The sequence below is a fragment of the Luteimonas sp. A482 genome (assembly GCF_054072655.1).
Genome location: NZ_JBSVRO010000006.1, coordinates 154,387 through 179,618 on the forward strand (window position 1 = coordinate 154,387; position 25,232 = coordinate 179,618).

Annotated in this window: 23 protein-coding genes; 7 read left to right on the top strand and 16 right to left on the bottom strand. The window is 69.1% G+C overall.

The genetic code is table 11. The features are described 5' to 3' along the window. Positions 1 to 7: 7 nt before the first annotated feature. On the bottom strand, positions 8 to 496 hold the full coding sequence (locus ACW5DW_RS15380) for a glutathione peroxidase (RefSeq protein WP_457020078.1): 489 nt from the start codon (positions 494 to 496) through the stop codon (positions 8 to 10). Continuing rightward, positions 493 to 2,541 carry an amidohydrolase family protein gene (locus tag ACW5DW_RS15385; protein WP_457020079.1) on the bottom strand — a complete coding sequence of 683 codons (2,049 nt, stop codon included), beginning with the start codon at positions 2,539 to 2,541 and terminating at the stop codon, positions 493 to 495. The genes ACW5DW_RS15380 and ACW5DW_RS15385 overlap by 4 nt, the downstream gene beginning before the upstream one ends. A gap of 166 nt (positions 2,542 to 2,707) precedes the next feature. On the opposite strand from ACW5DW_RS15385, the gene ACW5DW_RS15390 reads away from it, so the two are divergent. Both ACW5DW_RS15390 and ACW5DW_RS15395 read left to right on the top strand, forming a co-directional pair. Continuing rightward, on the top strand, positions 2,708 to 4,903 hold the full coding sequence (locus ACW5DW_RS15390; RefSeq protein ID WP_457020080.1) for a M3 family metallopeptidase: 2,196 nt from the start codon (positions 2,708 to 2,710) through the stop codon (positions 4,901 to 4,903). Positions 4,904 to 4,991: 88 nt separating this feature from the next. After that, a complete protein-coding gene (locus ACW5DW_RS15395) occupies positions 4,992 to 5,834 on the top strand; it encodes an NAD-dependent protein deacetylase (protein WP_457020081.1) in 843 nt (280 codons plus the stop codon). A gap of 185 nt (positions 5,835 to 6,019) precedes the next feature. Here the strand turns inward: ACW5DW_RS15395 and ACW5DW_RS15400 are convergent, their stop codons facing one another. The 4 genes from ACW5DW_RS15400 to ACW5DW_RS15415 form a co-directional block, all read right to left on the bottom strand. Beyond that, positions 6,020 to 6,850: a hypothetical protein gene (locus tag ACW5DW_RS15400; protein WP_457020083.1), complete on the bottom strand. Its 831-nt coding sequence runs from the start codon at positions 6,848 to 6,850 to the stop codon at positions 6,020 to 6,022. Positions 6,851 to 7,335: 485 nt separating this feature from the next. Further along, positions 7,336 to 7,545, bottom strand: coding sequence for a cold-shock protein (locus ACW5DW_RS15405; RefSeq protein WP_457020085.1), 210 nt, complete (start codon positions 7,543 to 7,545; stop codon positions 7,336 to 7,338). A 245-nt stretch (positions 7,546 to 7,790) separates the two neighbouring features. Next, on the bottom strand, positions 7,791 to 8,501 hold the full coding sequence (locus ACW5DW_RS15410; RefSeq protein ID WP_457020107.1) for a pseudouridine synthase: 711 nt from the start codon (positions 8,499 to 8,501) through the stop codon (positions 7,791 to 7,793). A 161-nt stretch (positions 8,502 to 8,662) separates the two neighbouring features. Further along, positions 8,663 to 8,935: a GNAT family N-acetyltransferase gene (locus tag ACW5DW_RS15415; protein WP_457020086.1), complete on the bottom strand. Its 273-nt coding sequence runs from the start codon at positions 8,933 to 8,935 to the stop codon at positions 8,663 to 8,665. 183 nt (positions 8,936 to 9,118) lie between these two features. Between ACW5DW_RS15415 and ACW5DW_RS15420 the strand changes: the two genes are divergently transcribed. Beyond that, the gene (locus ACW5DW_RS15420; RefSeq protein ID WP_457020087.1) at positions 9,119 to 9,301 is read left to right on the top strand and encodes a hypothetical protein; all 183 of its coding nucleotides are present in this window, start codon (positions 9,119 to 9,121) and stop codon (positions 9,299 to 9,301) included. A gap of 51 nt (positions 9,302 to 9,352) precedes the next feature. On the opposite strand, the gene ACW5DW_RS15425 is transcribed toward ACW5DW_RS15420, so the two are convergent. Next, complete coding sequence (locus tag ACW5DW_RS15425; RefSeq protein WP_457020108.1) at positions 9,353 to 9,961, bottom strand: rhomboid family intramembrane serine protease; 609 nt, start codon at positions 9,959 to 9,961, stop codon at positions 9,353 to 9,355. A 24-nt stretch (positions 9,962 to 9,985) separates the two neighbouring features. Further along, positions 9,986 to 11,620: a POT-type proton-dependent oligopeptide transporter gene (locus ACW5DW_RS15430; protein ID WP_457020088.1), complete on the bottom strand. Its 1,635-nt coding sequence runs from the start codon at positions 11,618 to 11,620 to the stop codon at positions 9,986 to 9,988. Between the two features lie 135 nt (positions 11,621 to 11,755). Between ACW5DW_RS15430 and ACW5DW_RS15435 the strand changes: the two genes are divergently transcribed. Together ACW5DW_RS15435 and ACW5DW_RS15440 are read left to right on the top strand one after the other, a co-directional pair. After that, positions 11,756 to 13,534: a M14 family metallopeptidase gene (locus ACW5DW_RS15435; protein WP_457020090.1), complete on the top strand. Its 1,779-nt coding sequence runs from the start codon at positions 11,756 to 11,758 to the stop codon at positions 13,532 to 13,534. Positions 13,535 to 13,835: 301 nt separating this feature from the next. Beyond that, positions 13,836 to 14,552, top strand: a complete 717-nt coding sequence (locus tag ACW5DW_RS15440; RefSeq protein ID WP_457020091.1) for an MliC family protein — start codon at positions 13,836 to 13,838, stop codon at positions 14,550 to 14,552. Between the two features lie 3 nt (positions 14,553 to 14,555). On the opposite strand, the gene ACW5DW_RS15445 is transcribed toward ACW5DW_RS15440, so the two are convergent. Beyond that, positions 14,556 to 16,121: a protein adenylyltransferase SelO gene (locus tag ACW5DW_RS15445; RefSeq protein WP_457020110.1), complete on the bottom strand. Its 1,566-nt coding sequence runs from the start codon at positions 16,119 to 16,121 to the stop codon at positions 14,556 to 14,558. Between the two features lie 235 nt (positions 16,122 to 16,356). Between ACW5DW_RS15445 and ACW5DW_RS15450 the strand changes: the two genes are divergently transcribed. Both ACW5DW_RS15450 and ACW5DW_RS15455 read left to right on the top strand, forming a co-directional pair. After that, on the top strand, positions 16,357 to 18,291 hold the full coding sequence (locus ACW5DW_RS15450) for a DEAD/DEAH box helicase (RefSeq protein ID WP_457020092.1): 1,935 nt from the start codon (positions 16,357 to 16,359) through the stop codon (positions 18,289 to 18,291). Between the two features lie 119 nt (positions 18,292 to 18,410). Next, entirely contained in the window at positions 18,411 to 19,169 is a 759-nt protein-coding gene (locus tag ACW5DW_RS15455) for a type 1 glutamine amidotransferase (RefSeq protein ID WP_457020093.1), read from the top strand. 25 nt (positions 19,170 to 19,194) lie between these two features. Here the strand turns inward: ACW5DW_RS15455 and ACW5DW_RS15460 are convergent, their stop codons facing one another. From ACW5DW_RS15460 to ACW5DW_RS15490, 7 genes are all read right to left on the bottom strand, one after another. After that, the gene (locus ACW5DW_RS15460; protein WP_457020094.1) at positions 19,195 to 19,566 is read right to left on the bottom strand and encodes a hypothetical protein; all 372 of its coding nucleotides are present in this window, start codon (positions 19,564 to 19,566) and stop codon (positions 19,195 to 19,197) included. Beyond that, complete coding sequence (locus tag ACW5DW_RS15465; RefSeq protein ID WP_457020095.1) at positions 19,563 to 20,318, bottom strand: sulfurtransferase; 756 nt, start codon at positions 20,316 to 20,318, stop codon at positions 19,563 to 19,565. Before ACW5DW_RS15465 ends, ACW5DW_RS15460 begins: the two co-directional genes overlap by 4 nt. 198 nt (positions 20,319 to 20,516) lie before the next feature. Next, entirely contained in the window at positions 20,517 to 22,073 is a 1,557-nt protein-coding gene (locus tag ACW5DW_RS15470; RefSeq protein WP_457020096.1) for a leucyl aminopeptidase, read from the bottom strand. A gap of 99 nt (positions 22,074 to 22,172) precedes the next feature. Beyond that, the gene (locus tag ACW5DW_RS15475) at positions 22,173 to 23,480 is read right to left on the bottom strand and encodes an APC family permease (protein WP_457020097.1); all 1,308 of its coding nucleotides are present in this window, start codon (positions 23,478 to 23,480) and stop codon (positions 22,173 to 22,175) included. A gap of 3 nt (positions 23,481 to 23,483) precedes the next feature. After that, a complete protein-coding gene (locus tag ACW5DW_RS15480; protein WP_457020098.1) occupies positions 23,484 to 23,849 on the bottom strand; it encodes a DUF6164 family protein in 366 nt (121 codons plus the stop codon). A 44-nt stretch (positions 23,850 to 23,893) separates the two neighbouring features. Continuing rightward, complete coding sequence (locus ACW5DW_RS15485; RefSeq protein ID WP_457020100.1) at positions 23,894 to 24,514, bottom strand: HD domain-containing protein; 621 nt, start codon at positions 24,512 to 24,514, stop codon at positions 23,894 to 23,896. Continuing rightward, positions 24,511 to 24,972 (bottom strand): DMT family transporter, encoded by a 462-nt coding sequence (locus tag ACW5DW_RS15490; RefSeq protein ID WP_457020101.1) that lies wholly within the window; start codon positions 24,970 to 24,972, stop codon positions 24,511 to 24,513. Before ACW5DW_RS15490 ends, ACW5DW_RS15485 begins: the two co-directional genes overlap by 4 nt. Between the last annotated feature and the right edge of the window lie 260 nt (positions 24,973 to 25,232).

The following is a 25,232-nucleotide window of genomic DNA, read 5'->3' on the forward strand; positions in this document are numbered from 1 at the left end:
CCGCGGCTCAGCCTTGCGCCAGCGCCGCTTCGATGTCGGCGCGCAGCGCGTCGGGCGTTTCGGTCGGCGCATAGCGCTTGCGCACGCGACCGTCGCGGCCGACCAGGAACTTGGTGAAGTTCCACTTGATCGCGTCGATCCCGAGCAGGCCGCCCTTCTCGCGCTTGAGCCATGCCCACAGCGGATGCGCGCTTGCGCCGTTGACCTCGACCTTGGCGAACATCGGGAAGTCGACGCCGTAGTCGAGCGTGCAGAACGCGCGGATCGCGGCCTCGTCGCCGGGCTCCTGGTGGCCAAACTGGTCGCAGGGGAAGCCCAGCACGACCAGGCCGCGTTCCCGGTAGTCGCGCCACAGCTGCTGCAGCCCCGCGTACTGCGGGGTGAAGCCGCATTTCGAAGCGACGTTGACGATCAGCAGCACCTTGCCGGCGTAATCGGCCAGCGCCACCTCGTCGCCATCGATGCCCGTCGCGGAAAACCCGTGCGCGGTAGTCATCGCGCGCCATCCGCGGCCTGCACGCGCAGGGGTTCGGCAAACGGGCGGATGCCCAGCTCGGTGAGGATTTCCGCCGGGTAGTAGACGGTCTGGCCCTTGATCACGGTGACCACCTTGCGGATGTCGGCGATGTCGGTGGTCGGGTCACCGTCAACCAGCACCAGGTCGGCCTGCTTCCCGGGCGCGATGCTGCCCAGCTGCTCCAGCACGCCGGAATACTTCGCGCCGTTCCAGGTCGCCACCTGCAGCGCTTGCGCCGGCGTCAGCCCCGCGCGCACGTACAGCGCCAGCTCGTGCTGCAGGGTGAAGCCAGGCACCTCGTCGGTGCCGGCCACCAGCGGTACGCCGGCACGGTACGCGCGCCCGACGAACTCGACCATCCGCTGGAACGACTCGCGATAGCGCGCCCCGGTTGCGTCATCGGGAATGTCCATCTCCGCGGCACGACGGCCACGCTGCACGTCCGGCGGCAGGTGGTCCTCGATGCCGGCGAAGATCGGCGTGATCTCGCCGTTGCGCTGGTGCAGGAACTCGAACGTCGCAAGCGTCGGGTCGAGCACGATCTGCTTCGCTGCGAGCGTGCCGATGAAGTCCTGCACCGCATCGGAGTCGAGGTCCAGGTCGATGGCCTCGCGCGCGGGCAGGTAGAAGCGCTCGAGCGTGCGCGTGTCGGTGTCGGGCTTGACCAGGAAGTTCAGCACCACCTGGTTGATGTGGTTCAACTCGTCGAAGCCTGCATCGACCGCGTCCTGCGCGCGCAGGAACACCGGCACATGGCCACTCACGCGCAGCCCCTTTTCGTGCGCGTAGGCAACGGTCGCCGGCAGGATTCCCTTCGGGAACGAGTTGTAGATCTTCAGCTGCGGGTAGCCATTGGCCGCATACCAGTCGATTGCCTTCTTCGCCCCATCGAGGCCCCCGACCACGAACCCGTTGCGCGCGGACTGCTTGCTCTCGCCCTCGAGGAAGCCGGCGGCGACGATGCGCGGCATCAGCAGCGTGCCGGCGCGCTCTTCGGCCATCACCTGCTGCAGGGTGGCGTTGTCGTTGCCCATGTCGCGCACCGAGGTGACGCCCGCGGCCAGCTGCAGGCCGCCGCCCCAGCGGTCGACGTGGGTGTGCATGTCGAACAGCCCAGGCAGCAGCACGCGCCCGCCCGCATCGATGACGTGGTCGGCCGCGGCGACATCCGCGCCGGCCGCCAGCACCGATACGATCCGTCCATCGGCCAGCCGCACGTCCGACGCCACGCCCAGCCGCGCCTGCTCGCTGTCGAACACGCGCGCGTTGCGGATCAGGGTGCTGCCGGCAAGCGGGTGCGCCAGGCGCTGCTGCAGCGACACCAGCGCCTCGGCTTCCGCGGCCTTCTGCGCCGTTTCGAGCGCGTCGGCATTGCCTTCCCAGCCGGCCTCGATCATCTGCATGAAGCCCGGGAAGATGTAGGCGAACAGGCGCGGCCGCGCCTCGTCGGTGGCCCAGGCGAAGGTCGGGGTGAAGCCGATGCCGGTAATCGCCACCAGCTGCACCGTGCGGGCTTCGTCGCCCCTGCGCACCTGCGCTTCGGTCACCTTGCGCACGCTCAGGGTGCCGCTGGGGATCAACGGCAGGCGCCCGTCCCCGCGAGCGGCAAGCGCCGAGAGCGCAACCGATGCCACCGCAGGCGTCCCGCCCAGCGGCGAGTACTGCGCGCCGTCGGCGACGCGTTGCTCGCCCTGGTCGGAGGTCGATTTCCAGCGCGCGACGCCATCGAGCAGTTCGAACTGCTCGTCGACCGGTGCGCCGTACGTGGAGATTCCGGCCACACGGTAGCGGCGGAACGTGCCGTCATCGTTGAGGGTGAACTCTTCCTTCAGCTCGGGTCCGCGGCCGTTGTCCTTGAAGATGAATTCGGTCCGGACCACGCCGTCCTCGCCGGTGGTCACCGTCTGCTGGCCGGCCTGCTTGCCGCCGTCCACCAGTGCCACGTAGCGCAGCGTCTCGGCCGCCCCGGCGGTACCCGCCAGGCCCAGGGCCAGCAGCAGGAACAGGAACCTGTCGCACTTCATGCAACCCCCGATGCCGCGCCGCGGCCGTGTGAAGAGATCCCCGCCGTCGAGGGAGTGTAGCGCTGGACCTGCCCCCTCCGCGCAACCCGGCCATGTGCCGTTTGTCAGGGGCCTGGTCAGCCGCCATCGGCTACCCTTGGGTTTTCCAGTTTCACGAGGATTGCCCATGAAGCACCCGCTCGCTGCCGCCCTGGCCATCGCGCTGACCGCCGCCGTGTCCACCGGGGCCACCGCCCAGACCACCGCCGACGGCCCCGTGAACGCGACCGCTGCCGCCAGCCCCGAGGCGCAGGCGGCCAATCCCCTGTTCGTGCAAAGCCCGCTGCCGCTGCGCTACCCGCAGTTCGACAAGCTCAAGGACGAACACTTCGCGCCGGCCTTTGACGCGGGCATGGCGCGCAACCTGGAAGAGATCCAGCAGATCGCCACCGTGAAGACGGCGCCGACCTTCGAGAACACGATCCTGGCGCTGGAGAAGTCCGGCCAGCTGCTGGACAACGCGCGCCGCATCTTCGGCAACCTCAACGGCACCGACACCAACGACACGCGCAAGCAGATCAACAACGAGTACGCGCCGAAGTTCGCCGCGCACCGCGACGCGGTCATGCTCAACCCGCAGCTGTTCGAGCGGGTGCAGGCCGTCTACAACCAGCGCAACGAGCTTGGCCTCGACGCCGAGGGCGTGCGCCTGGTCGATGAGTATTACGACAGCTTCGTCCGCTCCGGCGCCAAGCTCTCCGAGGCCGACAAGGTGCGCCTGAAGGAGATCAACTCGCGCATGGCCGCGCTCGGCACGCAGTTCTCCAACAACGTGCTCGACGAGGTCAACGACTCGGCGGTGCTGGTGGACGACGCGTCCGAACTGGCCGGGCTCAGCGAGGGGCAGATCGTCGCAGCCGCCGCGGCCGCGAAGGCCAAGGGCCAGGACGGCAAGTACCTGCTGACCCTGCTCAACACCACCGGCCAGCCGCTGCTGCCGCAGCTGGACAACCGGAGCTTGCGCGAGCGCATCCACAAGGCCTCGGTGGTCCGCGGCAGCCGCGGCAACCAGTGGGACAACACCGGCATCGTCGCCGAGGTGCTCAAGCTGCGCAGCGAGCGCGCCAAGCTGCTGGGCTACGACACGCCGGCCGAGTTCGTGCTGGCCGACGAGACCGCGGCCACCGTCGAAGCGGTGAACGAGATGCTCGGCCGCCTAGCACCCGCCGCGGTGGCCAACGCGCGCCGCGAGGGCGCCGACCTGCAGGCGATGATCGACCGTGAGCAGGCCGCCAAGGGCGAAGCCAGCTTCAAGCTCGAGCCCTGGGACTGGGCCTACTACACGGAGAAGGTGCGCAAGGACAAGTACGCCTTCGACGACAACCAGCTCAAGCCCTACTTCGAGATGAAGAACGTGCTCGAGAACGGCGTGTTCTTCGCCGCGACCGAGCTGTACGGCATCACGTTCAAGGAACGCAGCGACCTGCCGAAGTACCACGCCGACACCCTCACCTACGATGTCTTCGACAAGGACGGCAAGCCGCTGTCGATCTTCATCTTCGATCCCTATGCGCGTCCGTCCAAGCGCGGTGGCGCGTGGATGAACTCCTACGTCGGCGAGTCCGAACTCGAAGGCACGCTGCCGGTGGTCGCCAACCACCAGAACATCCCCAAGCCGCAGGCGGGCGAGCCGACCCTGCTGACCTGGGATGAAGTCACCACCATGTTCCACGAGTTCGGGCACGCGCTGCACGGCATGTTCTCGGACGTGAAGTACCCGTACTTCTTCATGAACGTGCCGCGCGACTTCGTCGAGTTCCCTTCGCAGGTCAACGAGATGTGGGCCGATTGGCCGTCGATCCTGGCCAACTACGCCAAGCACCATGAGACCGGCGAGCCGCTGCCGAAGGAACTGCTGGACAAGAAGATGGCCTCGGCCACCTTCAACGAAGGGTTCGCCACCACCGAATACCTCGGCGCGGCCATGCTCGACCAGTACCTGCACCAGTTGCCGCAGGACAAGCTGCCGGCGGCCGGCGAGATCGTAGCGACCGAAGCGGCTGCGCTGAAGTCGGTCGGACTGGACTACGCACCGGTGCCGCCGCGCTATCGCACGCCCTACTTCAGCCACATCATGGGCGGCTATGCGGCGGCCTACTACGCCTACATCTGGTCGGAAGTGCTGGACGCCAACACGGTCGAGTGGATCAAGGCCAACGGCGGCCTGAAGCGCGAGAACGGCGACCGCCTGCGCTCGACACTGCTCTCGCGCGGTGGCGCCAAGGATGCCAAGCAGCTGTTCGTCGACTTCACCGGTCACGAGCCCAGGATCGAGCCGCTGCTGAAGAAGCGTGGCCTGGATGCGGCACCGACGGCGAACTGATCCGCGCCATCGCAGCACAGGAAACGCCGCCGGTCATCCGGCGGCGTTTTTCGTTCTGCAGGCGCAATGCTCCGGTTAGGATCGCGATATGTCCGCGATCCCCGAAGCTGCGCCGCGCGCCGGATCAGCCGAAGCCCTGCGCGAATGGATTGCGCGCCATCGCCGCATCTTCGTGCTCACGGGTGCCGGTTGCAGCACGCAATCAGGCATCCCCGACTACCGCGACCGCGACGGCGAGTGGAAGCGCACGCCGCCAATCACCTTCCAGGCCCTGACCGGCAGCGAGGCCACCTACCGCCGCTACTGGGCGCGCAGCAGCGTCGGCTGGCCGCGCTTCCTGTCGGCCCGTCCCAACGCCGCCCATGCCGCACTGGCGGCGCTTGAACAGCGCGGACAGGTGCGAACGCTGCTCACCCAGAACGTCGATGGCCTGCACCAGCGCGCCGGCAGCCAGCGCGTGATCGACCTGCATGGCCGCCTCGACGACGTCGTCTGCCTGGGCTGCGGCGCACGCAGTCCACGCGAACGCATCCAGTCCGATATCCAATCCGCCAATCCCGGCTGGCAGTCCCGCCTTGCCCGCACCGCACCGGACGGCGACGCCGACATCGACGACAGCGCCGTCGACGGCTTCACCCCGCCGTACTGCATACAGTGCAGCGGCTTGCTCAAACCCGACGTGGTGTTCTTCGGCGAAAGCGTCCCGCGCCAGCGCGTGGCCGATGCGCAGCAGGGCCTGCACGAATCCGACGCACTGCTCGTGGCAGGATCCTCGTTGATGGTCTGGTCGGGCTTCCGCTTCGCACGCATGGCGGCCGCGATCGGCCTGCCGATCGCGATCCTCAACCAGGGCCGCACCCGCGCCGATTCCCTCGCCACCCTGCGCATCGACGCGGACATCGCCACATCCCTGCAGGCGACCCTGCGATGACGCTTCTCCGCCGCCTTCTTCTCGCCGCGTACGTTCGGCGCGCAGCGCTGCTGCCGTATCCAGAAGCGAGCAGGCATTGAGTCTGCTGTGGCGCGATATCACCCGCGCACGCCGCGCGCGAAATCCACCTTGACCATGCTTCGGCGCCCTCTGGCGAGTGCACCCGCTGAAGTCTGCCGGCGGATCTAGTTTGCGGCGACCGATCTCGAAAACAGCGGCTGGTACGCCGACGCCACATGCGGCAGCAGCACCGCGGCAGGCACTTCAACGGTCTGCACGCCATCCGAGTACGGCCCCACCTGGTAGGGCGGGAACACGAAACGCAGGGCGACCACGCTGCCGTCGGCGCCCATCACGGGTTCGAACTGTGCGAAGTTGTCCGGTTCGGGTGCCGTGCCCTCCTCGATCATGCGGCCGGCCGAGCGCATCACGCGCGCGCGCTCGCCCGGCTCAAGCTCGTCGGCGTCCACGCGCTGCGACAGCGCCGCGTGCAACTGTTCACGCACGTACGAGGACACCTCCCGCCACGCACTCGCATCGGCGACCAGGTCGGCCGGCGTGAGCAGGCGGTCCTCCTGCGGCAGCCAGACGAAACGCGCGATGAGCGGCGTGCCGTGCGCGCCGCCGGTATAGCTGCCGCCGTCGGCGGCCACGGCGAACACCTGCGGCGTGTCGGCGATCACCCTGAACTCCAGCGCCAGGTCGTACATCGCGGTTGCGTCCGGCCCGAGTCCCTCGACCGCCTGCATCACCTCGGCGCGTGCCGCATCCGCGTAGTCCTTGAGCAGCACGGCCAGCTTGGGATAGCGATCCACGCCGTCGGGCCAGGTGATGCCGATGATGTAGCGCGGATCGGTTTCCACCACATCCTCGAGCACCACGGGCGCCGCTGGTTCTTCCTGCGGCATCGGCGCCTGCGTGCCGGGCACGGCGGATGCACCCGGCTGGGTCGGCGCTTCAGGGCGGCAACCCGCCAGCGCGCACACGACGAGGATCGTTACCAGTAACCGCTTCATGAGTCCCCCTGCTGGGATGGCGGCATGAACATGCACGCCAACGCTTTTGTAACTCCGCGCGCGTGCAGGGGCGGTCAAGGTTGTCCGAGCAGGCATGGGACGATAGGGCCGGATGCTTGGCGGGCGCGGCCGCACGAGCATGCAACACCCTCCTTCGGTCGGGATCGTCCCGGGGCGGGGGTTGCTCCCCGGCTCGGTCAGCCATCCATGGCTGACTCGCCGCCGCAGCGCATCCATGCGCTGCTTTCCGCAACCCCCGCCCCGGAACGACTATCGTCCAGTCACTGGCGTGGCTTCGAAAAAGCTGGCCATCGAAGCATCACGGCAGCAGTCGCAGTGAGCCGTGCCCTGGCGACCAATCCGAAGCACGCGCGGGACTTCCAGCAACCGTGTCCATCCTTCTCCCTCGAATGGGAGAAGAACCACGAAAAAGCCCCGGGTGTCTCCACCCGGGGCTTTCTGGCATTGCCTGAGCGACGTGTCGCTTAGACCGGCTGTACTTCGTCAGCCTGCAGGCCCTTCTGGCCCTGCACAACCTTGAAGGTGACCTGCTGGCCTTCCTGCAGCGACTTGAAGCCGGTGCCCTGGATCGAACGGAAATGGACGAAGAGGTCCTGGCCGCTTTCCGGCGTGATGAAGCCGAAGCCCTTGGCGTCGTTGAACCACTTGACGGTACCGGTCTGACGTTCGGACATGCTGCTACTCCTTGAAACTGGACAGTGGATGGATACCGGGCCCTGTCAGGGATGCCTGGACTGTATCGAGCAAGGGGTAACGCGAACGATGGAGCGGATCGCCTGGAGCAACCGCCGGGGGGGACGGCTCGTGACTCTTGTGATCTACCGCATCGGAGTCACGATGTACCGTGATCCCGGCCTTGAACAGTTCGCGAAAGATACCAAACTTTTGCGGAAAGTGTAAATCCCGATTTGTCAACCGGTTACCAGTCCTCGCGGCCCGGCAGCAGGCCTGCCAGCTCGGCATCGGTGAGATTGCGCCACTGCCCCGGTTTGAGGTGGGCAAGCCTGACGCTACCGATGCGAACGCGCTGCAACTGTTTGACTCGCAAGCCGAAATGCGCCGTCATCAGGCGAATTTGCCGGTTCAACCCCTGCGTCAGCACGATCCGGAACCCGAAGCGCCCCAGCTTGGCGGTCTTGCACGGCAGCGTGGTCTGGCCGTGGATGGGCACTCCGCGGCTCATTCCACGCAGGAACTCGGGCGTGACCGCGTGGTTCACCGCCACCAGGTATTCCTTCTCCAGCCCGTTCTCGGCGCGGAGGATGGCGTTGACGATATCGCCGTTGCTGGTCAGCAGGATCAGCCCCTCGGAATCCTTGTCCAGGCGCCCGATCGGGAAGATCCGCTGCTCGTGATCCACGAAGTCCACGATGTTGTCCTTCACCGCCGACTCCGTGGTGCAGGTGATGCCGACCGGCTTGTTGAGCGCGATGTAGACGTGGCGGCGGCCGCGTGCGGCGGCACGCTGTTTCAGCGGCTGGCCGTCCAGCAGCACGGCGTCGCCCTCGCCCACCTCGGCGCCGATGCCGGCGCGCTGGCCGTTCACGGTGACGCGGCCTTCGCCGATCAGGCGGTCGGCCTCGCGCCGGGAACAATGGCCGGTGTCGCTGATGTAACGGTTGAGCCGCATGGGTCGCACGGGTCGTGGGAGGACGCGCAGTCTCGCAGATCGCGTGCTGCGCGGGCCATCCGTCGCGACCTGGATGCGTCCAGGTCCGGGACGGCGCAGTGCTCCGGAAGGCCCGCAACGGCCCCCGGCCTGCACTACGGCCACCGCATTCGCGCGCCGGCTCAGTCCCCGACAACGAGGTCGGCGTACTCCGGGTGCCGTTCGACCCAGGACGCCGCGTACTCGCACTGGGTTACGACCTGCCACCCTTCCGAACGCGCATGCTCGAACGCGGCACGTACCAGTTGTCCGGCGATGCCGCGTCCGCGCAGGGCGTCCGGGACCAGGGTGTGCGTGATCCGCATGCGGTCGCCTTCCAGCGTGTAGTCCACGACGCTGCGATGGCCATCCGTCTCCACACTGAAGCCACGTCCCTCCAAGTGTTCGATACCCATCGCGTCCTCCCGATCAGATGCAGCCGCACGGCCGCAGGCGGCTGCGCTTCGAGTCAGTATGCGCGCGACCAGCCAGGTGCTGACCTCCAGCGTCAGCCAGTATCTTGACGGCGATCACGGTTCACTTTGGCACGCAACGTGCTTCCAAGCAGGGAACGGACACCATTTTGCAAGGGGAACACCATGATCGACAGCAGCACGCGGCATGAGGCGGTCAACCGCCTGTTCGATCTGGTTCGCAATGGTGACGTCGACAACCTGGAATTCTCGCAGCTCGACTCGCTGATCTACGGCGGCCTCGAGCAGACCTACCGGGTCACCGACACCGACATCGAACACCACCACGTGCAGACCAGCGCCGTCTGACCGCGCCGCCGGCAACCTGCCGCGCCGGGCATGCCGGCGCGCCGCATCCGATCATCCGCCCAGCGTTGGACTGAGCAGCCGGGCCAGGAACGTGCTGGCCACGCGTGGCTCCATCAGCACCGTGAACAGGATCCCGTAGGCCGCGCCCCACAGGTGCGCGCTGTGGTTGACGTTGTCGCCGCCGCGCCGGTCCATCCAGATCGAGTAGCCGATGTACAGCGCCGCGTACACGATTGCCGGCACCGGGATGAAGAACACGAAGATCAGGCTCCACGGCGCGAACAGGATGAAGCTGAAAAGCACCGCAGAGACGGCCCCCGACGCGCCAAGGCTGCGATAGTTCGCGTCCTTCTGGTGGCGGAAGTAGGTCGGCATGATCGCCATCACGATGGCCGACAGGTAGAACGCGGCGAAGCCCAGGTGTCCGATGCGGTCCACGAACACCGGCTCGATCGCGCGCCCGAAGAAGAACAGCGTGATCATGTTGAACAGCAGGTGCTGGCTGTCGGCGTGGATGAAGCCGTGGGTGACCAGGCGGTCGTACTGGCGGTGGCGGTCGATCGCCGGCGGCCACAGGATCAGGCGGTCCAGCAGGACGCGGTTGTTGAACGCCTGCCAGGAGACCAGCACGGTCACGCCGATCAGGATGAAGGTGACGATGGACATGCGAAGGTTCCTGCGACGTCAGCTGGCGATGCGGTAATTGTCCTGCATCGGGTAGCGCCGCGCATACAGCGCGAACGCGGCGGCCGCGACGAAGGCGAATGCGGCGAAGAAGAACATCAGGAACGCCGGTTCGCTCATGCCGGTCTGCACGATCAGCGCCTTGAAGCCGTCGTTGCGCACGCCGGCGTTGGTCAGCAGCACCCACAGGCTGCCGAAGGTGCTGGTGAGATACCAGAACGCCATGATCACGCCCTTCATCGCGTGCGGCGCCTGGCTGTAGGCGAACTCGAGCGCGGTCGCCGAGACCAGCACCTCGCCGAAGGTCAGCAGCAGGTAGGGCAGCGATTGCCAGGCCAGCGAGACCTCGGCGCCGCTGTCGATCCACAGCTGCAGCACGCCGGCCACGATCCACGACACGCCCGAGATCGCGATGCCCCAGCCCATCCGCCGCAGCGCGGTCACCACGAATCCCATCCGCCGCAGCAGCGGGTACAGCACGATGTTGTTGAACGGGATCAGCAGCATCACCAGCAGCGGGTTGAGCGCCTGCATCTGCGCCGGTTCCAGGATCAGCCGGCTCGGCCACCACCACTGGTCGTGCGGGATCACCATGGCGTTGCCCTGGATGATCCAGGTCGAGGCCTTCTGGTCGAACAGCGACCAGAACGGCGTGACCAGCGCGAACACGATCAGGATCCGCAGCACGGCACGCACCCCGTCCACCGCGGCATCCGGATGCAGGCCACGCGCCCGCTCGAGCTGCAGCGACGCGCCCCAGCCGCCAAAGGCGATCAACACGCCCAGGGCCAGGCAGGCGGTGATGACGAAGCCGAACGCGTCCGGCCACGGCACACCCGCGCCGATCGCATCAAGCGCCCACAGCGCCAGCATCAGCGCGGCGACCGTGACGCCGCTCCAGGCCACGATCGCGCCAGCATTTCCCTCCCCCACGCGTCGCTCGCGCAGCGCGGTGCGGATCACGTTGAGGAACGAGTGCGGGTCGTTGCCCGACGGTGGCACGTTGACGTACTGCTTGCGGCCCAGCCAGAACATCACCGTGGCGATGAACATCAGCACGCCCGGCACGCCGAAGGCGACGGCCGGACCATAGTGGCGCAGCAGCAGCGGCGCGAACAGCGAGGCGAAGAACGAACCGAAGTTGATGATCCAGTAGAACGCGTCGAAGACCAGCTTGGCCTTGTCCTTGTTGGTCTGGTCGAACTGGTCGCCGCAGAAACTGACCACCAGCGGCTTGATGCCGCCCGATCCCAGCGCAATCAGGAACAGGCCGGTGAAAAATCCGGTGCGGTTGCCCTCGAACATCGCCAGGCAGGCGTGGCCGGCGCAGTAGATCAGCGAGAACCACAGGACGGTGTTGTACTTGCCGAAGAAGCGGTCCGACAGCCAGCCGCCCAGCAGCGGGAAGAAGTACACGCCGATCACGAAGGTGTGGAAGACCTCCTTCGCCATCGCCTCGCGCTCGCTGCCCGCGGGCAGGTACTGCAGCAGTACCGAACTGATCAGGAACGGCACCAGGATGTTGCGCATCCCGTAGAAGCTGAAGCGCTCGCAGGCTTCGTTGCCGATGATGTATTTGATCTGGCCGGGCATCCGGCCCTGGGCCGGGGGAACCGGCGTGGCGCTTGTGCTCATGCGGGTGTTCCGGGGAGAAAGTCCCGCAGGCTAGCCGATCCCGGGCCCAGCCGCCCATGCGGTCCGTACCATTGACACATGGCCCCGGCGCGACGCGCTGGCATCATCGCCGCACCGTCCTCCGCACGAGCCAAGATGAAGCAGCCCATCCTCGCCGCCCTCCTCGCCGTCCTGGCTACCGCCCTGCCCGCCGCAGCACAGCCGCCCCTGGCCACCGTGGCCGAGCGCAGCGGATTCGTGAAGACCGGCCGCTACGACGAAACCGTGGCGCTGTGCGCGGCCTTCGAGCAGCGCCATCCCGAGGCGGTGCGCTGCATCGATTTCGGCACCAGCCCCGAAGGCCGGCCGATGAAAGTGCTGGCTGTCTCGCGCAGCGGCGCGCTGACGCCCGAGGCCGCACGCGCACGCGGCCTGCCGGTGGTGCTGATCCAGGGCGGCATCCACGCCGGCGAGATCGACGGCAAGGACGCCGGTTTCCTGGCCCTGCGCGAGGCGCTGGCCGGCGAGGCCGCGCCGGGCGCGCTGGAGCAACTGGTCTGGCTGTTCGTGCCGGTGTTCAACGTCGATGGCCACGAGCGCTTCGGCGCCTGGAACCGCCCCAACCAGAGCGGCCCCGAGGAAATGGGCTGGCGCACCACGGCGCAGAACCTCAACCTCAACCGCGACTACGCCAAGGCCGACTCGCCGGAGATGCAGGCGATGCTGCGGCTGGTCGAGGCCTGGGACCCGATCGCCTACATCGACCTGCACGCCACCAACGGCGCGCAGTTCGAACACGACGTCTCGATCCAGGTCGAACCGCTGCACGCCGGCGACGAGGCGCTGCGCCAGGCTGGCCTCGCCCTACGCGAACGCACCATCGCCGACCTGGCCGCGCAGGGCTCGCTGCCGCTGCCGTTCTATCCCTCGTTCGAGGATTACCAGGACCCGGCTTCGGGGTTCGAGGATGGCGTTTCGCCGCCGCGCTTTTCCACCGGCTACTTCCTGCTGCGCAACCGGCTGGCGATGCTGGTCGAGACACACTCCTGGAAGCAGTACCCGGTGCGCGTGCGCATCACCCGCAACACCATCGTCTCGGTGCTGGAGCAGGTGGCGCGGCACGGCCGCGAATGGATGGCGGTGGCGCAGGCGGCCGATGCGCGTGATCTGTCCGGCCAGCCGGTCGCGCTGGAATACCTGGCAACCACGGACAGCCGCATCATCGATTTCCGCGGCTATGCCTACACGCGTACGCCGTCGGAGGTGTCCGGGGCGCCGATGACCCGCTATGACACGACCACGCCACGGGTGTGGCAGGTGCCGCTGCGTGACGTGGTCGTGCCGCACACGGTCGTCGAAGCCCCGCGTGGCGGCTACCTCGTGCCGGCGGGCTTCGCCGACATCGTCGCCGCGAAGCTCGACCAGCACGGCGTCCGCCATCGCCGCGTCGACTGCCGCCCGGACTCCAGCCCGTGCGAGGCGCTGGACGTGCAGGTGTTCCGGGCCGACGCCAAGCGCTTTGCCGGGCAGCCCCTGGAAGGGCGCCAGCGGCTGACGATCGAGGGCGAGTGGCAGCCGGAGTCGCGTGCGGTGGGCGGCGGCGCGCTGTTCGTGCCGATCGCGCAGCCCAAGGCGCGCCTGGTGATGGCGCTGCTCGAGCCGCGGGCGCCGGATTCCCTGCTGCAGTGGGGCGTGTTCAACAACGCCTTCGAAAGCAAGGAATACATGGAAGCCTACGTGGCCGAGGCGGTGGCGCGCGAGATGCTGGCGGCGGACCCGGAGCTGAAGCTGGAGTTCGAGCGGCGACTGCGCGAAGACGAAGCCTTCGCCAGCGACCCTTCGGCGCGGCTGCAGTTCTTCCACCGACGGCACCCGTCCTGGGATGAGCGCCTGGACCTGTATCCGGTGCTGCGGGTCGATCACGTGCTGGAGTAGCGCAAGCTTCGGCGCGCGCCTGGCGACCTGCGGCCCCCACCCCAACCCTCCCCCGCAGCCGGGGGAGGGAGCAGCGCGCGGGCCGGGCGCAACTTCACGCCGACGCGCAACGCTTCGACTCCCTCCCCCGCGGAGCAGCGCGCGGGCCGGGCGCAGCGTCACGCCGACGCGCAACGTTCGGCCCCCTTCCCCGCTTGCGGGGGAGGGTTGGGGTGGGGGCCACCGGAGCCGCCAGCCCCGCCGTTTGCGTTCATCACCACGAAGTCGGACATTGGCCATCCCCCGTCTCCAGGGAAGCCCCATGCGCATCGCCCACCCTTGCCTCGTCCTGGCCCTGTCGCTCGCAGCCGGCTGCCAGCCGGCCCCGCCACCAGCGTCGCCGGACGCCGTGGCGGTAGACCCCGCCTTGGCGGACGCACCGCCAAGCGGCACGCCCGCAGCGCCGCTTCCCGACTCCACCACGGCCAACTTCCGCTGCGGCGACGTGCTCGCCAACGCCAGGTTCGACAACGCCAGGGGCGAACTCACCCTGACCATCGCCACCCGCCGGACGGTCCTGCCGCAGGTGATGGCGGCGTCGGGCGCCCGCTACGCCGACGCGCAGGGCAACGAGTTCTGGAACAAGGGCGACAGCGCCACGCTGACCCTCGGCGGCCAGACCCTCGACTGCCGCGTCACCGACGAGGTTTCGCCCTGGGACGAGGCGCGCGCGCGCGGCGTCGCCTTCCGCGGATTGGGCACCGAGCCGTTCTGGTCACTGGAGGTGGACGCCGGACCGACGCCACGGATGCGCCTGGCACTGGACATGGGCGAACGCCCGCTCGTGGTGGCGCAGGCCACGCCGCTCGAGGCGGGCGAAGGCTTCCTCGGTAGCGCCGACGACGGCAGCGCGGTTGAACTGCGGATTACCCGCGGCAGCTGCAGTGACGGCATGAGCGACCTGGACTATCCCGCGTCCATCGCGCTGACGGTGGGCGCCGAAACGCTCAAGGGTTGCGGAGCGTTCCTCGACGAATGACGGTCACGAACTGCAGGAGAGGGCCGAACACCCGGCCCGGTTGCGCGCCCAGTCCGGGCGCCTGGCCGCCAGGTCTTCGCGACCGGGTTGGTCGGTGTAGGGCCGGCGCATGACCTCCAGCAGCTCGGCGATGCCCGACGGATCACCGGCCGTGGCCTGGTCGATCGCCTGCTGGGCCAGGTAATTGCGCAGCACGTATTTCGGGTTGGCCGCCTGCATGCGCGTAAGGCGCGCAGCAGGATCGAGCGTGTCGCCGCGCAGCCGCTGCGTGTAGTCGTCGAGCCACTCGTCGAAGGCGGGCGCATGTGTCTCGCGCAGCTCCGCGTCGTAGAACGCATCCGCCAGTGGCTCGAGCGAAGGCGCGTCGAGGTCGATGTCCGCCAGCGCGCGGAAGAAGATCGTCATGTCCACCTGCGCCGTCTGCATCAACGCCTGCAGCCGCTCCATCCGGCCCACATCGTCTTCGCGGCAGTCGGCCAGGCCGAGCTTGGCCGCGATGTTTGCGCGGTCGCCGGCCTGCCAGGCCTGGGCATAGCGATCGAGCCCGGCTTCCAGCACCGCGAGATCGTCGAACAGCGGCGTCAACGCCTGCGCCAGGCGCGACAGGTTCCAGTGCGCCACCCGCGGCTGCCATCCAAAACGGTAGCGACGGCCCTGCGCGTCGGTGGTGTTGGGGGTCCAGTCCGGATCGTAGTCGTCGATCCAGCCATAGGGGCCGTAGTCGATGGTGAGGCCCAGAATCGACATGTTGTCGGTGTTGAGTACGCCGTGCACGAAGCCCACCCGCATCCAGCCCGCGACCATGTGCGCGGTGCGTTCGCAGACTTCGTTGAACCATTCACCGAACAGCGCCTCGGTGAATACCTCCTGCGCGCGCAGCGCATCCAGCGGCTGCCCAGCGCGGCTGCCGAGCAGGTGCGGGAAATCCCGCCAGATGCAGAATTCCGCGAGCTGGCGCAGCAGTCCGCTGTCGCCGCGCGAATACGGCAGCTCGAAGTGGCCGAAGCGCAGGAACGAGGGCGCGACGCGGCACACGATCGCGCCCGGCTCGGGCGCCGCGTTGCCGTCGTAGAACATGTCGCGCACCACCGCATCTCCCGTTGCCACCAGCGACAGCGCGCGCGTGGTGGGGATGCCCAGGTGGTGCATCGCCTCGCTGCACAGGAATTCACGGATCGACGAGCGCAGCACGGCGCGGCCGTCGGCACTGCGCGAATACGGCGTGGGGCCGGCGCCCTTGAGCTGGAGTTCGTGGCGCGTCCCGTCGGCCGTCACCGCCTCGCCGAGGCTGATGGCACGACCATCGCCAAGCTGGCCGGCCCACTGGCCGAACTGGTGGCCCCCGTAGTTGCCGGCAAACGGATCCATGCCTGGCAGCAGCGCATTGCCACCAAAGACCCGGGCGAACCCGTCCGAATGCAGCCAGCCCTGGTCGATGCCCAGCATGGCGGCGACTTCTGCCGAATGCGCCAGCAACCGCGGCGCCGCCACGGGCGTGGGCTGGACCCGCGACCAGACGGCCTGTTCCACCTGGCGCCGCCGCGGCCCCTGCTCCGGATCGCCGGGCATTTCGCGCAGCAGCGCGTTGTCGAAACCGGGCGCGTACACGCTCAGCAGGCCCCGGTCCTGCGGCGGGGCCGCAGGAGGACGGGGTTGGGAAGGCTCGTGGACCGGGTCATTCGAAGGCACGTGTGGATGGAGCGCCCCATCCTAGCCGCAGCGCTGTCTGCAGCGCGCGACGCCGCCCTGACGCAGCGACGCGTACACTGTCTCCCCGATTTTCAAGACCGGCTCGCCGGATTCCATGAGCGCCGAAGCCCCGCCCACCAGTTTTTCCGATTTCGCACTCTCGCAGCCGTTGCTCCAGGCGCTGTCCGACGTCGGCTACGAATCTCCATCGCCCATCCAGGCCGCGACCATCCCGCCGCTGCTGGCAGGTCGCGACGTGCTCGGGCAGGCGCAGACCGGCACGGGCAAGACCGCCGCTTTCGCCGTGCCCGCGCTTGCGCGGCTCGATCCGGCCGCGCGCAAGCCGCAGGTGCTGGTGCTGGCGCCCACGCGCGAGCTGGCCATCCAGGTGGCCGAGGCATTCCAGAAATACGCCACCCACCTGCCCGGCTTCCAGGTGCTGCCGATCTACGGCGGCCAGGGCTATGGCCCGCAGCTGGCCGCGCTCAAGCGCGGCGTGCAGGTGATCGTCGGCACGCCCGGGCGCGTGATCGACCATCTCGACCGCGGCACGCTGGACCTCTCCGAACTGCGCACGCTGGTGCTCGACGAAGCCGACGAAATGCTGCGCATGGGCTTCATCGACGACGTCGAGACGGTGCTGAAGAAGACGCCCGCGACGCGCCAGGTGGCGCTGTTCTCGGCGACCATGCCGAGCCAGATCAAGCGCATCGCGCAGACCTACCTCAAGGACCCGGTCGAGATCGCGATCAAGTCGCAGACCACCACCGCGCCCAACATCCGCCAGCGGGTGTGGATGGTCAGCGGCACCAACAAGCTCGACGCGCTCACCCGCATCCTCGAGGCCGAGCCGTTCGAGGCGATGATCGTGTTCGCACGCACCAAGCTCGGCACCCAGGAGCTGGCTGATCGGCTGGCTGCGCGCGGGTTCGCTGCGGCCGCGATCAACGGCGACCTTGACCAGAAGCAGCGCGAGAAGACCATCCAGTCACTCAAGGACGGCCGCATCGACATCCTGGTGGCCACCGACGTGGCCGCGCGCGGGCTGGACGTGGACCGCATCAGTCACGTTCTCAACTACGACATTCCCTACGACACCGAAAGCTACGTGCACCGTATCGGCCGCACGGGCCGCGCCGGCCGCAGCGGCGAAGCGATCCTGTTCGCAGCGCCGCGCGAGCGCGGCATGCTCGGCGCGATCGAGCGTGCGACCCGGCAGAAGATCGAGCCGATGCAGCTGCCGAGCGTGGACACGGTGAACGAACGCCGTGTCGGCAAATTCATGGACCGCATCACCAGCGCGCTCGAAAGCCCGGACCTGGCGCTGTACCGCGACCTGGTCGAACGCTACGAGCGCGACCACAATGTGCCCGCCGCCGAGATCGCCGCCGCGCTGGCGCAGGCCGTGCAGGGCGATACGCCGCTGCTGATCGCCGCGCCGCCACCGCGCAAGGACCGCGACGACGGCCGCGGTCCGCGCGAGCGCATGGAGCGGCGCGAGGCTTCGACCCCGTTCGCGGCGAGACCCCCGATCGCCCGGGGTCGGCCCGAACGCGCGCATCACAACGCCGGCGAAACGCTGTTCGCCACGCCGCCGGAAGCCGGGCAGCCGCAAGCCGCGTCGCCGACACCGCCGGCAGCGCGGCGCGAGCCCGCCACGCGCGACGCGCGTCCGGCGTCCGCGCCCGAGCACGGTTTCGATACGGAGACCTTCCGCATCGAGGTCGGCCACATGCATGGCGTGCAGCCGGGCAATATCGTCGGCGCCATCGCCAACGAGGCGGACCTGGAGAGCCGCTACATCGGCCGCATCGACATCCGCGAAGACCACAGCCTGGTCGACCTGCCGCAGGGCATGCCGCGCGAGGTGCTCGAGCACCTGAAGAAGGTGTGGGTGTCCGGCCAGCAGCTGCGCATGCGCCACGCCAGCGAGGACGAACGCGGACCGCCGCGCGGCAGGCCCGGCCCCAAGCCGGCAGGCAAGCCGCGCAGCAAGGGGGGGCCGCCACCGCGCGGCGCGAAGCCGGGGCCGCGCGGGCGCCGGGACTGATCCCGGCTCCGCGGCAGCAGGAGCGGCCTCGGCCGCTCCTGCACGCCGGACAGCGCCAGCCAAGGGTCACAGCCGCAACCATCGGCACACGCGGCTGCGATCCTTTCTAGAATCGCCCCATGTCCCGCATCCTCGTCTTCCAGCACGTCGCGGCCGAGCCGCTGGGTACGCTCGACCCCCTGATCCGGCGCCGCGGCCACCGCATCCGCTTCGTCAACTTCGACCGCGATCCCGAGGCGCAGCCCGACGTCGACCGCTATCGCGGCCTGATCGTGCTGGGCGGGCCGATGAACGTCGAGGACCAGCAGGCGCGGCCGCACCTGCGCACCGAGCTGCGCGCGATCGAGCGGATGCTGGGCCAGGGCAAGCCAGTGCTCGGCATCTGCCTGGGCGCACAGCTGCTCGCGCACGCGCTGGGCGCGCCGGTCAGGCGCCAGCAGGTGCCGGAAATCGGCTGGTACCACCTGCGTGCCACCGAGGCCGGGCGCAGCGACCCGGTGCTGGCTCCGCTCGGCGAGGAGGCGCCGGTGTTCCAGTGGCACGGCCGGCATTTCGAGATCCCGCGCAGCGCCGTGCACCTGGCACGCAGCGAGACCTGCGAGCAGCAGGCCTTTCGCTGGGGCGAGAAGGCCTACGGGTTCCAGTTCCACCTGGAGATGGACCAGCCGCTGATCGAGCGCTGGCTGGCGACGCCCGGCTACCGGGCCGAGCTCGAGCGCCGCGAAGGCGCACACGACGAGGCCGCGATCCGCGCCCACACCCACGAGCACATCGCCGCGATGCAGGCCGGCGCCGACGCGGTGTTCAACAACTTCCTGGACCTGGTCGGCCGTCCGCAGCGCCGCATCGCCCTGCCCTCACGGGAGTTCGGCGAGTAGCGCCTGCGGCGTGTTCAGGGCTTCCCTAATGGATCGGCTGATCCGCGCCTGTCGGCGCAAGCGCGTCCGCTGGCGCCGGCGCCGGCTCCGGCAGCGGCTCGACGTCGGGCAGCGGCTGCGACGGCAGGATGCGGTCGATCACCCCGTCGACGACGCGATCCGTGACTTCGCCGGCAATGGCGCCCGGCTGGACGACCTCCTCGATGCGGCGCCCGCCAAAGTCCGGACCCAGCACGTAGAACAGTTCCGACACAGTCGGCCAGCCCAGGTGCGGCGCCAGGAACCAGTACGCGCCGACCAGCGCCAGCACGAACATCAGCAGCTTCAGCAGCGCGCCGGCCAGCTTGAATGCCAGGTACGCGCCCAGCACCAGCAGCACCAGGCCAAGCCAGCTCATGCGGCGCGCGCCTGCGCTGCTTCGTCGACCAGCGGGCGCAGCGCCGGGTCCAGCGCCACCCGTTCGTCGAACACAAAGCAGCGGCCTTCGTAGCCGACGCCACCGACCGCCTCGAAGTAGCCGAGGATGCCGCCGTCGAGCTGCAGCACGTTGTCCATGCCGCTGGCGCGCATCCACAGCGCAGCCTTCTCGCAGCGGATACCGCCGGTGCAGTAGCTGACCACCGTGGCATCGGCCAGGGCATCACGATGCGGCTCAAGCGCGGCCGCCAGGTCGGTGAAGTTGTCGATCGGCAGCACCAGCGCGCCGGCGAACGCGCCATGTGCGGTCTCCTCGCGGTTGCGTGTGTCGAGCATGGCGACGCGGCGACCCTCGTCGTCGTGGCCCTGGGCCAGCCAGCGCGCAAGGTCCGCGGGCGCGACTGCGGGCGCGCGGCCGCCCAGCGGAGACGCATCGTCACGGCGGAAGCTGATGATCTCGCGCTTGCGCTTGACCTTGAGCCGCGAGAACGGGACGGTCGCGCTCCAGCTGTCCTTGACGGTGACGCCGGCAAAGCGCGGGTCGCGGCGCAACTGATCGAGAAAGCCTTCGATGGCGGCATCCGCGCCGGCCAGGAACAGGTTGATGCCTTCGGGGGCCACCAGCACCGTGCCGCGCAGCGCTGCGACCTCGGCCCACTCGCGCACGCGCTGGGCCAGCGCCTGCGTGTCGGCGATCTCGACGAAGTGGTAGGCGGCGATGTTGCGGATCATGGATTGGCCGGGTCGCGACGGGGGCTACGGTGGGGCGGGCGGCGACCGTCGTGCTCGCAGCTGCGGGTGCGGGCGAAACCGGGCTGAAGACCCGCTGCCCTGTCTGCGGCCGTCGAAGGACGTCTCGCGAGGATGGCGGCGGCGTCCGGCCCGCCTGCGCCGATTGTAGCCGGCGACTGGCGCAGCCGCCCGACCGCCCTATTCGCGCGGCTGTTCGTGGTGGTCGCGCACGAAGCGATCCAGCAGGCGCACGCCGAAGCCGGTGGCGCCCTCGGGCACGGTCGGTTCGGCGCTGGAGACCGAGAACGAGCCGGCGATGTCCAGGTGCGCCCAGGGCAGCTTGCGGTCGACCCACTCGCCGACGAAGTACGCGCCCACGCCGGCGCCCGGCGAGCCACCGCCATTGCGCAGGTCGGCGATCGGCGATTTCAGCCGCTTGCCGTACTCCTCGCGCAGAGGCATCCGCCACAGCTCCTCGCCGCTGGCCTCGCCCGCCGCCAGCAGTTGCCCGGCCAGCACGTCGTCGCGCGAGAACAGGCCCGCATAGTCGCCGCCCAGCGCGGCCACGATCGAGCCGGTGAGCGTGGCCACATCGACGACCAGCTGCGGCCGGTCCTGCTGCTGCACGTACCAGAGCGCGTCGGTCAGCACCATGCGCCCTTCGGCGTCGGTGCTCATGATCTCGAAGGTCTTGCCCGAGGCGGTGCGAATCACGTCGCCGGGACGCGCCGCGCTGCCCGAGGGCATGTTCTCGGCCAGCGCCGCCACTGCGACCGCATTCACCGGCGCCTTGCGGCCGGCCAGCGCGATCACGGTCGACACCACCGTGGCGGCACCGCTCATGTCGCCCTTCATCTGCCACATGTTGGTGTTGGGCTTGATCGAGATGCCGCCGCTGTCGAAGGTGATGCCCTTGCCGACGAAGGCGAGCGGCGCTTCACCGGCTGCAGCGCCCGAATAGCGCAGCACCAGCAGCCGCGGCGGGCGCACGCTGCCTTGGCCGACGGCGAGGATGCCGCCCATGCCGAGCTTCTGCATCGCCGGCACGTCGAGCACCTCGATGCGCAGCGGCAGGCCTGCCGCCGCCGTGCGCACGCGCGCGACGAACTCCTCGGGCCACAGCGCATTGGCAGGCTCGGTGGACAAGTCGCGCGCGAAGGCGACTGCGTCGGCGACGGGCTTCCACTGCGCGGTCCAGGCGTCGGCCGCAGCCGCGCCGGCCCGCGTGCGGATCACCAGTTCGCCGGTGCCGGCCTGCGCACCCTCGTTCCCGTCCTTGCGCGAGCGGTACTTGTCGAAGCTGTACTGGCCCAGCGAAGCGCCCAGCGCCAGGTGCGAGGCGGCATCGGCCTCGCCGCCATCCCAGACCAGGTCCACGCGCGGCGCACGGATGCGCGCCACGGCGCTGGCGACGCGGCCGCCGGCATCCTGCAGCGCGGCGGGCGCCAGCGCGTCCTTGCCCGTGCCCAGCACCAGCAGGCGATCGTAGCCGGCAAAACCGCGCAACTCGAGCAGGCTTTCCGCCTTGCCCTTGAAACCGTCGGCCTCCGCCGCGCGGCGCAGCGCGCCGCCGCTGCGCGCGTCGATCGTGGCAAAGCTGCCGCCTTCGGGCAGTCCCTCGGCCACGGCGATCGCGACGATGCCTTGCTCCGGCAGCGCGTGCGCCTCGAACGACAGGCTGCGCTGCGCGAGCGCGGTGGCTGGCCAGGCGCAGACCAGGGCCAGGAAAAACAGGGGCGCAAGGATTCTGGACATCGAGTGCCCCAAGGCAAGGTTGGAAGACAGGCCGGTGCGCAATGCGATCCGGACCCGGGACCTTACCCCGCGTGCGGCATCACCGGGTCATGCCGAAAGTCATGCGCCGCCTGGCCTGCGCAGACGCAGGCGGCCCGCGATCACCATCAGCAGCGCGCCGGCCAGCATCGCCAACGCCACGTTGCGAAGTTCCGCGGCCCCCGCGTGCAGCACCAGCCATGCAATCACCAGCAGGGCGCTGCCCACCACCCAGGGCGCCGCCGGCACCCGGAACGCGGCGGGCGCCACCTCGCCGCCTTCCCGCCGGCGCAACACCGGCACCGCGATGCACGTGGCTGCGTACGCCAGCAGGCGCGTGATCGTGCTCAGCGCCACCGCGGTCAGGAACGACCCCGACAACGTGAGCGCCAGCATGCAGGCCGCGGTCAACCCGATCGCCCAGTGCGGCGTGTGGAAGCGCGGGTGCGTACGCGCAAGCAGCCGCGGCAGCTGGCCACGCTCGGCCATCGCGTAGAGCAGCCGCGGCGCCGAGAGCACCAAGCCATTGAGCGTGCCGGAAATCGACACCAGCGCGCCGAGAACGATCACGCCCGCGCCGATGCTGCCGGCAAATCCGCCCGCGGCATCGGCCAGCGGCGTACTCGACTGTGCGAGCTCCGGCAGCGTGCCGATCGCCACGAATTGGATCAGCAGGTACAGCGGCACGATCACTGCCATCGAGGCCAGGATCGCGAACGGCAGCGTGCGCCGCGGATCGCGCACCTCGCCGGCCGGCACGGTCGCGGTTTCGAATCCGGTGAAGGCGAACACCAGCAGCAACACGGCGCTGGAGAAATCAACGGAACTGGGCGCCTGCTCCGGCACGTAGCGCGCACGCTCGATGAAGAACAGCCCCACCGCGACGAACAGCACCAGCGGCACCAGCTTGCCGACGGTGAACACGTTGGCGACGATCGCCGCGGTGCGCACGCCGCGCAGGTTGACCGCAGCGATGGCCAGGGTGGCGAGCGTGGCGACGGCGACGCGCCCGGTGCCGCTCGCCAGCGCGGGCGCAACATGCGCGAGATAGTCGATCAGCAGGTTGCACAGCGCGGCGAATGCGGTCACCCGCGTCAGCCACACCAGCCAGCCCACCTGGAAACCGACCACCGGTCCGAACGCGACGCGGGCATACAGGTAGGGCCCACCGGTCTGTTCGAAGCGGCTGCCGGCCTCGGCGAAGCACAGCACCACCAGCAGCACCAGCAGCGCGCAGGCAACGTAGGCCAGCAGCGCGTACGGACCCAGCAGTTCGTGCACGCGCGACGGCAGGCCGAAGATGCCGGCACCGATCACCGAGTTGATGAACAGCGCGACCATGCTGCCGCGCCCGATGCCGCGGACCAGCTGGCCAGGCGCAGCCGCCACCGGTCAGCGCCCGATGAGGATCGCGGGCAGCGCCATCAGCCCGACCAGCAGCAGGATCGCCACGACGGTCAGCACGACCCGCAGCGGCTGTGCGCGGGCGATGTCGGCAAAGGTTTCGGCGCTGCCTTCGCGCTCGGCGCGCTCATGGTCGGCGCGCACCCGGATCGCGCGCTCACGCTGGTAGTCGGCCATCAGGCGCTTGGCCTGGGGTACGTCGTCGTCGTCGCGCACCCAGATGCCGCCAGCGGAGATGCCGAACGGCCCGGGACGCGTTTCGTAGTGCTCGATCCGGGCCGCGCGCAGGAAGGTGCGGACATCGTCGGCCTCGTCGTCGGGCACGTTGCGCAGGTTGAGCAGCAGTTTCGCCATCGCCGGATCATAGCCGCTCCGGGGCGATTCCCGGCCACGCAGCCTCAGCGTTTGCTGGTGACCGCCCTGCGCAGGTTGCTGCGCGCCTGCGCGTCGAAGCGCTCGTGGAAGAAATCGCTGAGATAGATCCGTGGCCGTGCCTGCAGCGCCTTGAGGAAGCGGCGGCGGTTGATCCGGAACAGCCAGTCCGGCACATGGCCGCGGTACTCGGCGGCGATCGCGCGGTCGTAGGCATCGAACGCGGGAGGTTCGGCGCCGAGGATGGCCATGTCGCAGTCGAGGAAATGGCAGGTGTCGTCGGCCACCGCGGTCTTGCCGAAATCCTGGGGTCCATGCTGCCCGTGGCGCGCGGTGAGTTCGATCAACTCGGCCACGCGCGATGCTTCCACCCCGGCATCCGGCAACCAGCGCGCGATCTCTTCGAGCGCGAACGCGGCCGAACGCGTTTCGTTGTCCTTGCGCCCGGGCTCGTACACCGCGTCGTGGTACAGCACGGCCAGGCGCACTTCCCGCGGCTGCACCCAGCCCGGCCCGGCGGCCACGGCGTCGTAATGGCGCAGCACTTCGCCCACGTGGCCGAAGTCGTGATAGGCGCGCGGCGGCTTCGCATACGCCGCTTCCAGCGCGTGCATCTGGCCGGCCGGCAGTACGTCGATGCCACTCATCCCGGCTGCCATGGCCGCACCACGAACGCGGCGCCGACGATCACCAGCAGCGCGCCACCGATCCGGACCGCATCCGCCGGCCGCTGCGCGCCGAGCACGCCAAAATGATCGAGCAGCAGCGAACCCAGCAGTTGCCCCAGCACGATCAGGCAGATCAGTGCGGCTGCGCCGATCTTGGGCACCAGCAGGGTCGCCACCAGCACAAGGCAGGCGCCTATCACGCCGCCAACCCAGACCCAGGCCGGCAGCGTATTGAGCGGCTGCGTCGGCAGCAGCGGCGTGCGGGTGATCAGCAGCATCAGCCCCAGCAGGCAGGTGCCGACCAGGAACGAGACGAAGGATGCGTACAGCGCGCCATGCGTCAGCGCACCCAGGCGCGCATTGATCAGCGCCTGCAGCGGCAGCAGTGCGCCGACGGCAATGACGACAACGATGCCGAACGTGGTCCAGGCTTTCACGTGATGTCCCTCCGCCGCAACCACGCCAGTCTAGTGCGACGCGGTGAAGTTGCGACGTGAATGGCTTTCGGGTGGTCCTGGCCGTGTCGGCTTCAACTTGCCGGATCCAACTGGTGCTGGAAACGGTGCGGGAGCACGCCTTCGGAAGGGGCCGCAGCGCCCCGAGGGGAGGTGACACACCGCTCGGGCAGACATCCATGTCCGCACTCGCGGCCGTGGCACATCCATGTGCCACTTGCGCCACCTCCCCTCGGGGCGCT

Excerpts from the sequence above, each read along its gene's own strand:
- ACW5DW_RS15440 (WP_457020091.1), top strand. The coding sequence starts at position 13,836 with ATGCGCATCGCCCACCCTTGCCTCGTCCTGGCCCTGTCGCTCGCAGCC.
- ACW5DW_RS15380 (WP_457020078.1), bottom strand. The coding sequence starts at position 496 with ATGACTACCGCGCACGGGTTTTCCGCGACGGGCATCGATGGCGACGAG.
- ACW5DW_RS15480 (WP_457020098.1), bottom strand. The coding sequence starts at position 23,849 with ATGGCGAAACTGCTGCTCAACCTGCGCAACGTGCCCGACGACGAGGCC.
- ACW5DW_RS15470 (WP_457020096.1), bottom strand. The coding sequence starts at position 22,073 with ATGTCCAGAATCCTTGCGCCCCTGTTTTTCCTGGCCCTGGTCTGCGCC.
- ACW5DW_RS15445 (WP_457020110.1), bottom strand. The coding sequence starts at position 16,121 with ATGCCCGGCGATCCGGAGCAGGGGCCGCGGCGGCGCCAGGTGGAACAG.
- ACW5DW_RS15465 (WP_457020095.1), bottom strand. The coding sequence starts at position 20,318 with ATGATCCGCAACATCGCCGCCTACCACTTCGTCGAGATCGCCGACACG.
- ACW5DW_RS15385 (WP_457020079.1), bottom strand. The coding sequence starts at position 2,541 with ATGAAGTGCGACAGGTTCCTGTTCCTGCTGCTGGCCCTGGGCCTGGCG.
- ACW5DW_RS15430 (WP_457020088.1), bottom strand. The coding sequence starts at position 11,620 with ATGAGCACAAGCGCCACGCCGGTTCCCCCGGCCCAGGGCCGGATGCCC.
- ACW5DW_RS15435 (WP_457020090.1), top strand. The coding sequence starts at position 11,756 with ATGAAGCAGCCCATCCTCGCCGCCCTCCTCGCCGTCCTGGCTACCGCC.
- ACW5DW_RS15460 (WP_457020094.1), bottom strand. The coding sequence starts at position 19,566 with ATGAGCTGGCTTGGCCTGGTGCTGCTGGTGCTGGGCGCGTACCTGGCA.
- ACW5DW_RS15450 (WP_457020092.1), top strand. The coding sequence starts at position 16,357 with ATGAGCGCCGAAGCCCCGCCCACCAGTTTTTCCGATTTCGCACTCTCG.
- ACW5DW_RS15415 (WP_457020086.1), bottom strand. The coding sequence starts at position 8,935 with ATGGGTATCGAACACTTGGAGGGACGTGGCTTCAGTGTGGAGACGGAT.
- ACW5DW_RS15405 (WP_457020085.1), bottom strand. The coding sequence starts at position 7,545 with ATGTCCGAACGTCAGACCGGTACCGTCAAGTGGTTCAACGACGCCAAG.
- ACW5DW_RS15400 (WP_457020083.1), bottom strand. The coding sequence starts at position 6,850 with ATGAAGCGGTTACTGGTAACGATCCTCGTCGTGTGCGCGCTGGCGGGT.
- ACW5DW_RS15485 (WP_457020100.1), bottom strand. The coding sequence starts at position 24,514 with ATGAGTGGCATCGACGTACTGCCGGCCGGCCAGATGCACGCGCTGGAA.
- ACW5DW_RS15420 (WP_457020087.1), top strand. The coding sequence starts at position 9,119 with ATGATCGACAGCAGCACGCGGCATGAGGCGGTCAACCGCCTGTTCGAT.
- ACW5DW_RS15455 (WP_457020093.1), top strand. The coding sequence starts at position 18,411 with ATGTCCCGCATCCTCGTCTTCCAGCACGTCGCGGCCGAGCCGCTGGGT.
- ACW5DW_RS15395 (WP_457020081.1), top strand. The coding sequence starts at position 4,992 with ATGTCCGCGATCCCCGAAGCTGCGCCGCGCGCCGGATCAGCCGAAGCC.
- ACW5DW_RS15410 (WP_457020107.1), bottom strand. The coding sequence starts at position 8,501 with ATGCGGCTCAACCGTTACATCAGCGACACCGGCCATTGTTCCCGGCGC.
- ACW5DW_RS15390 (WP_457020080.1), top strand. The coding sequence starts at position 2,708 with ATGAAGCACCCGCTCGCTGCCGCCCTGGCCATCGCGCTGACCGCCGCC.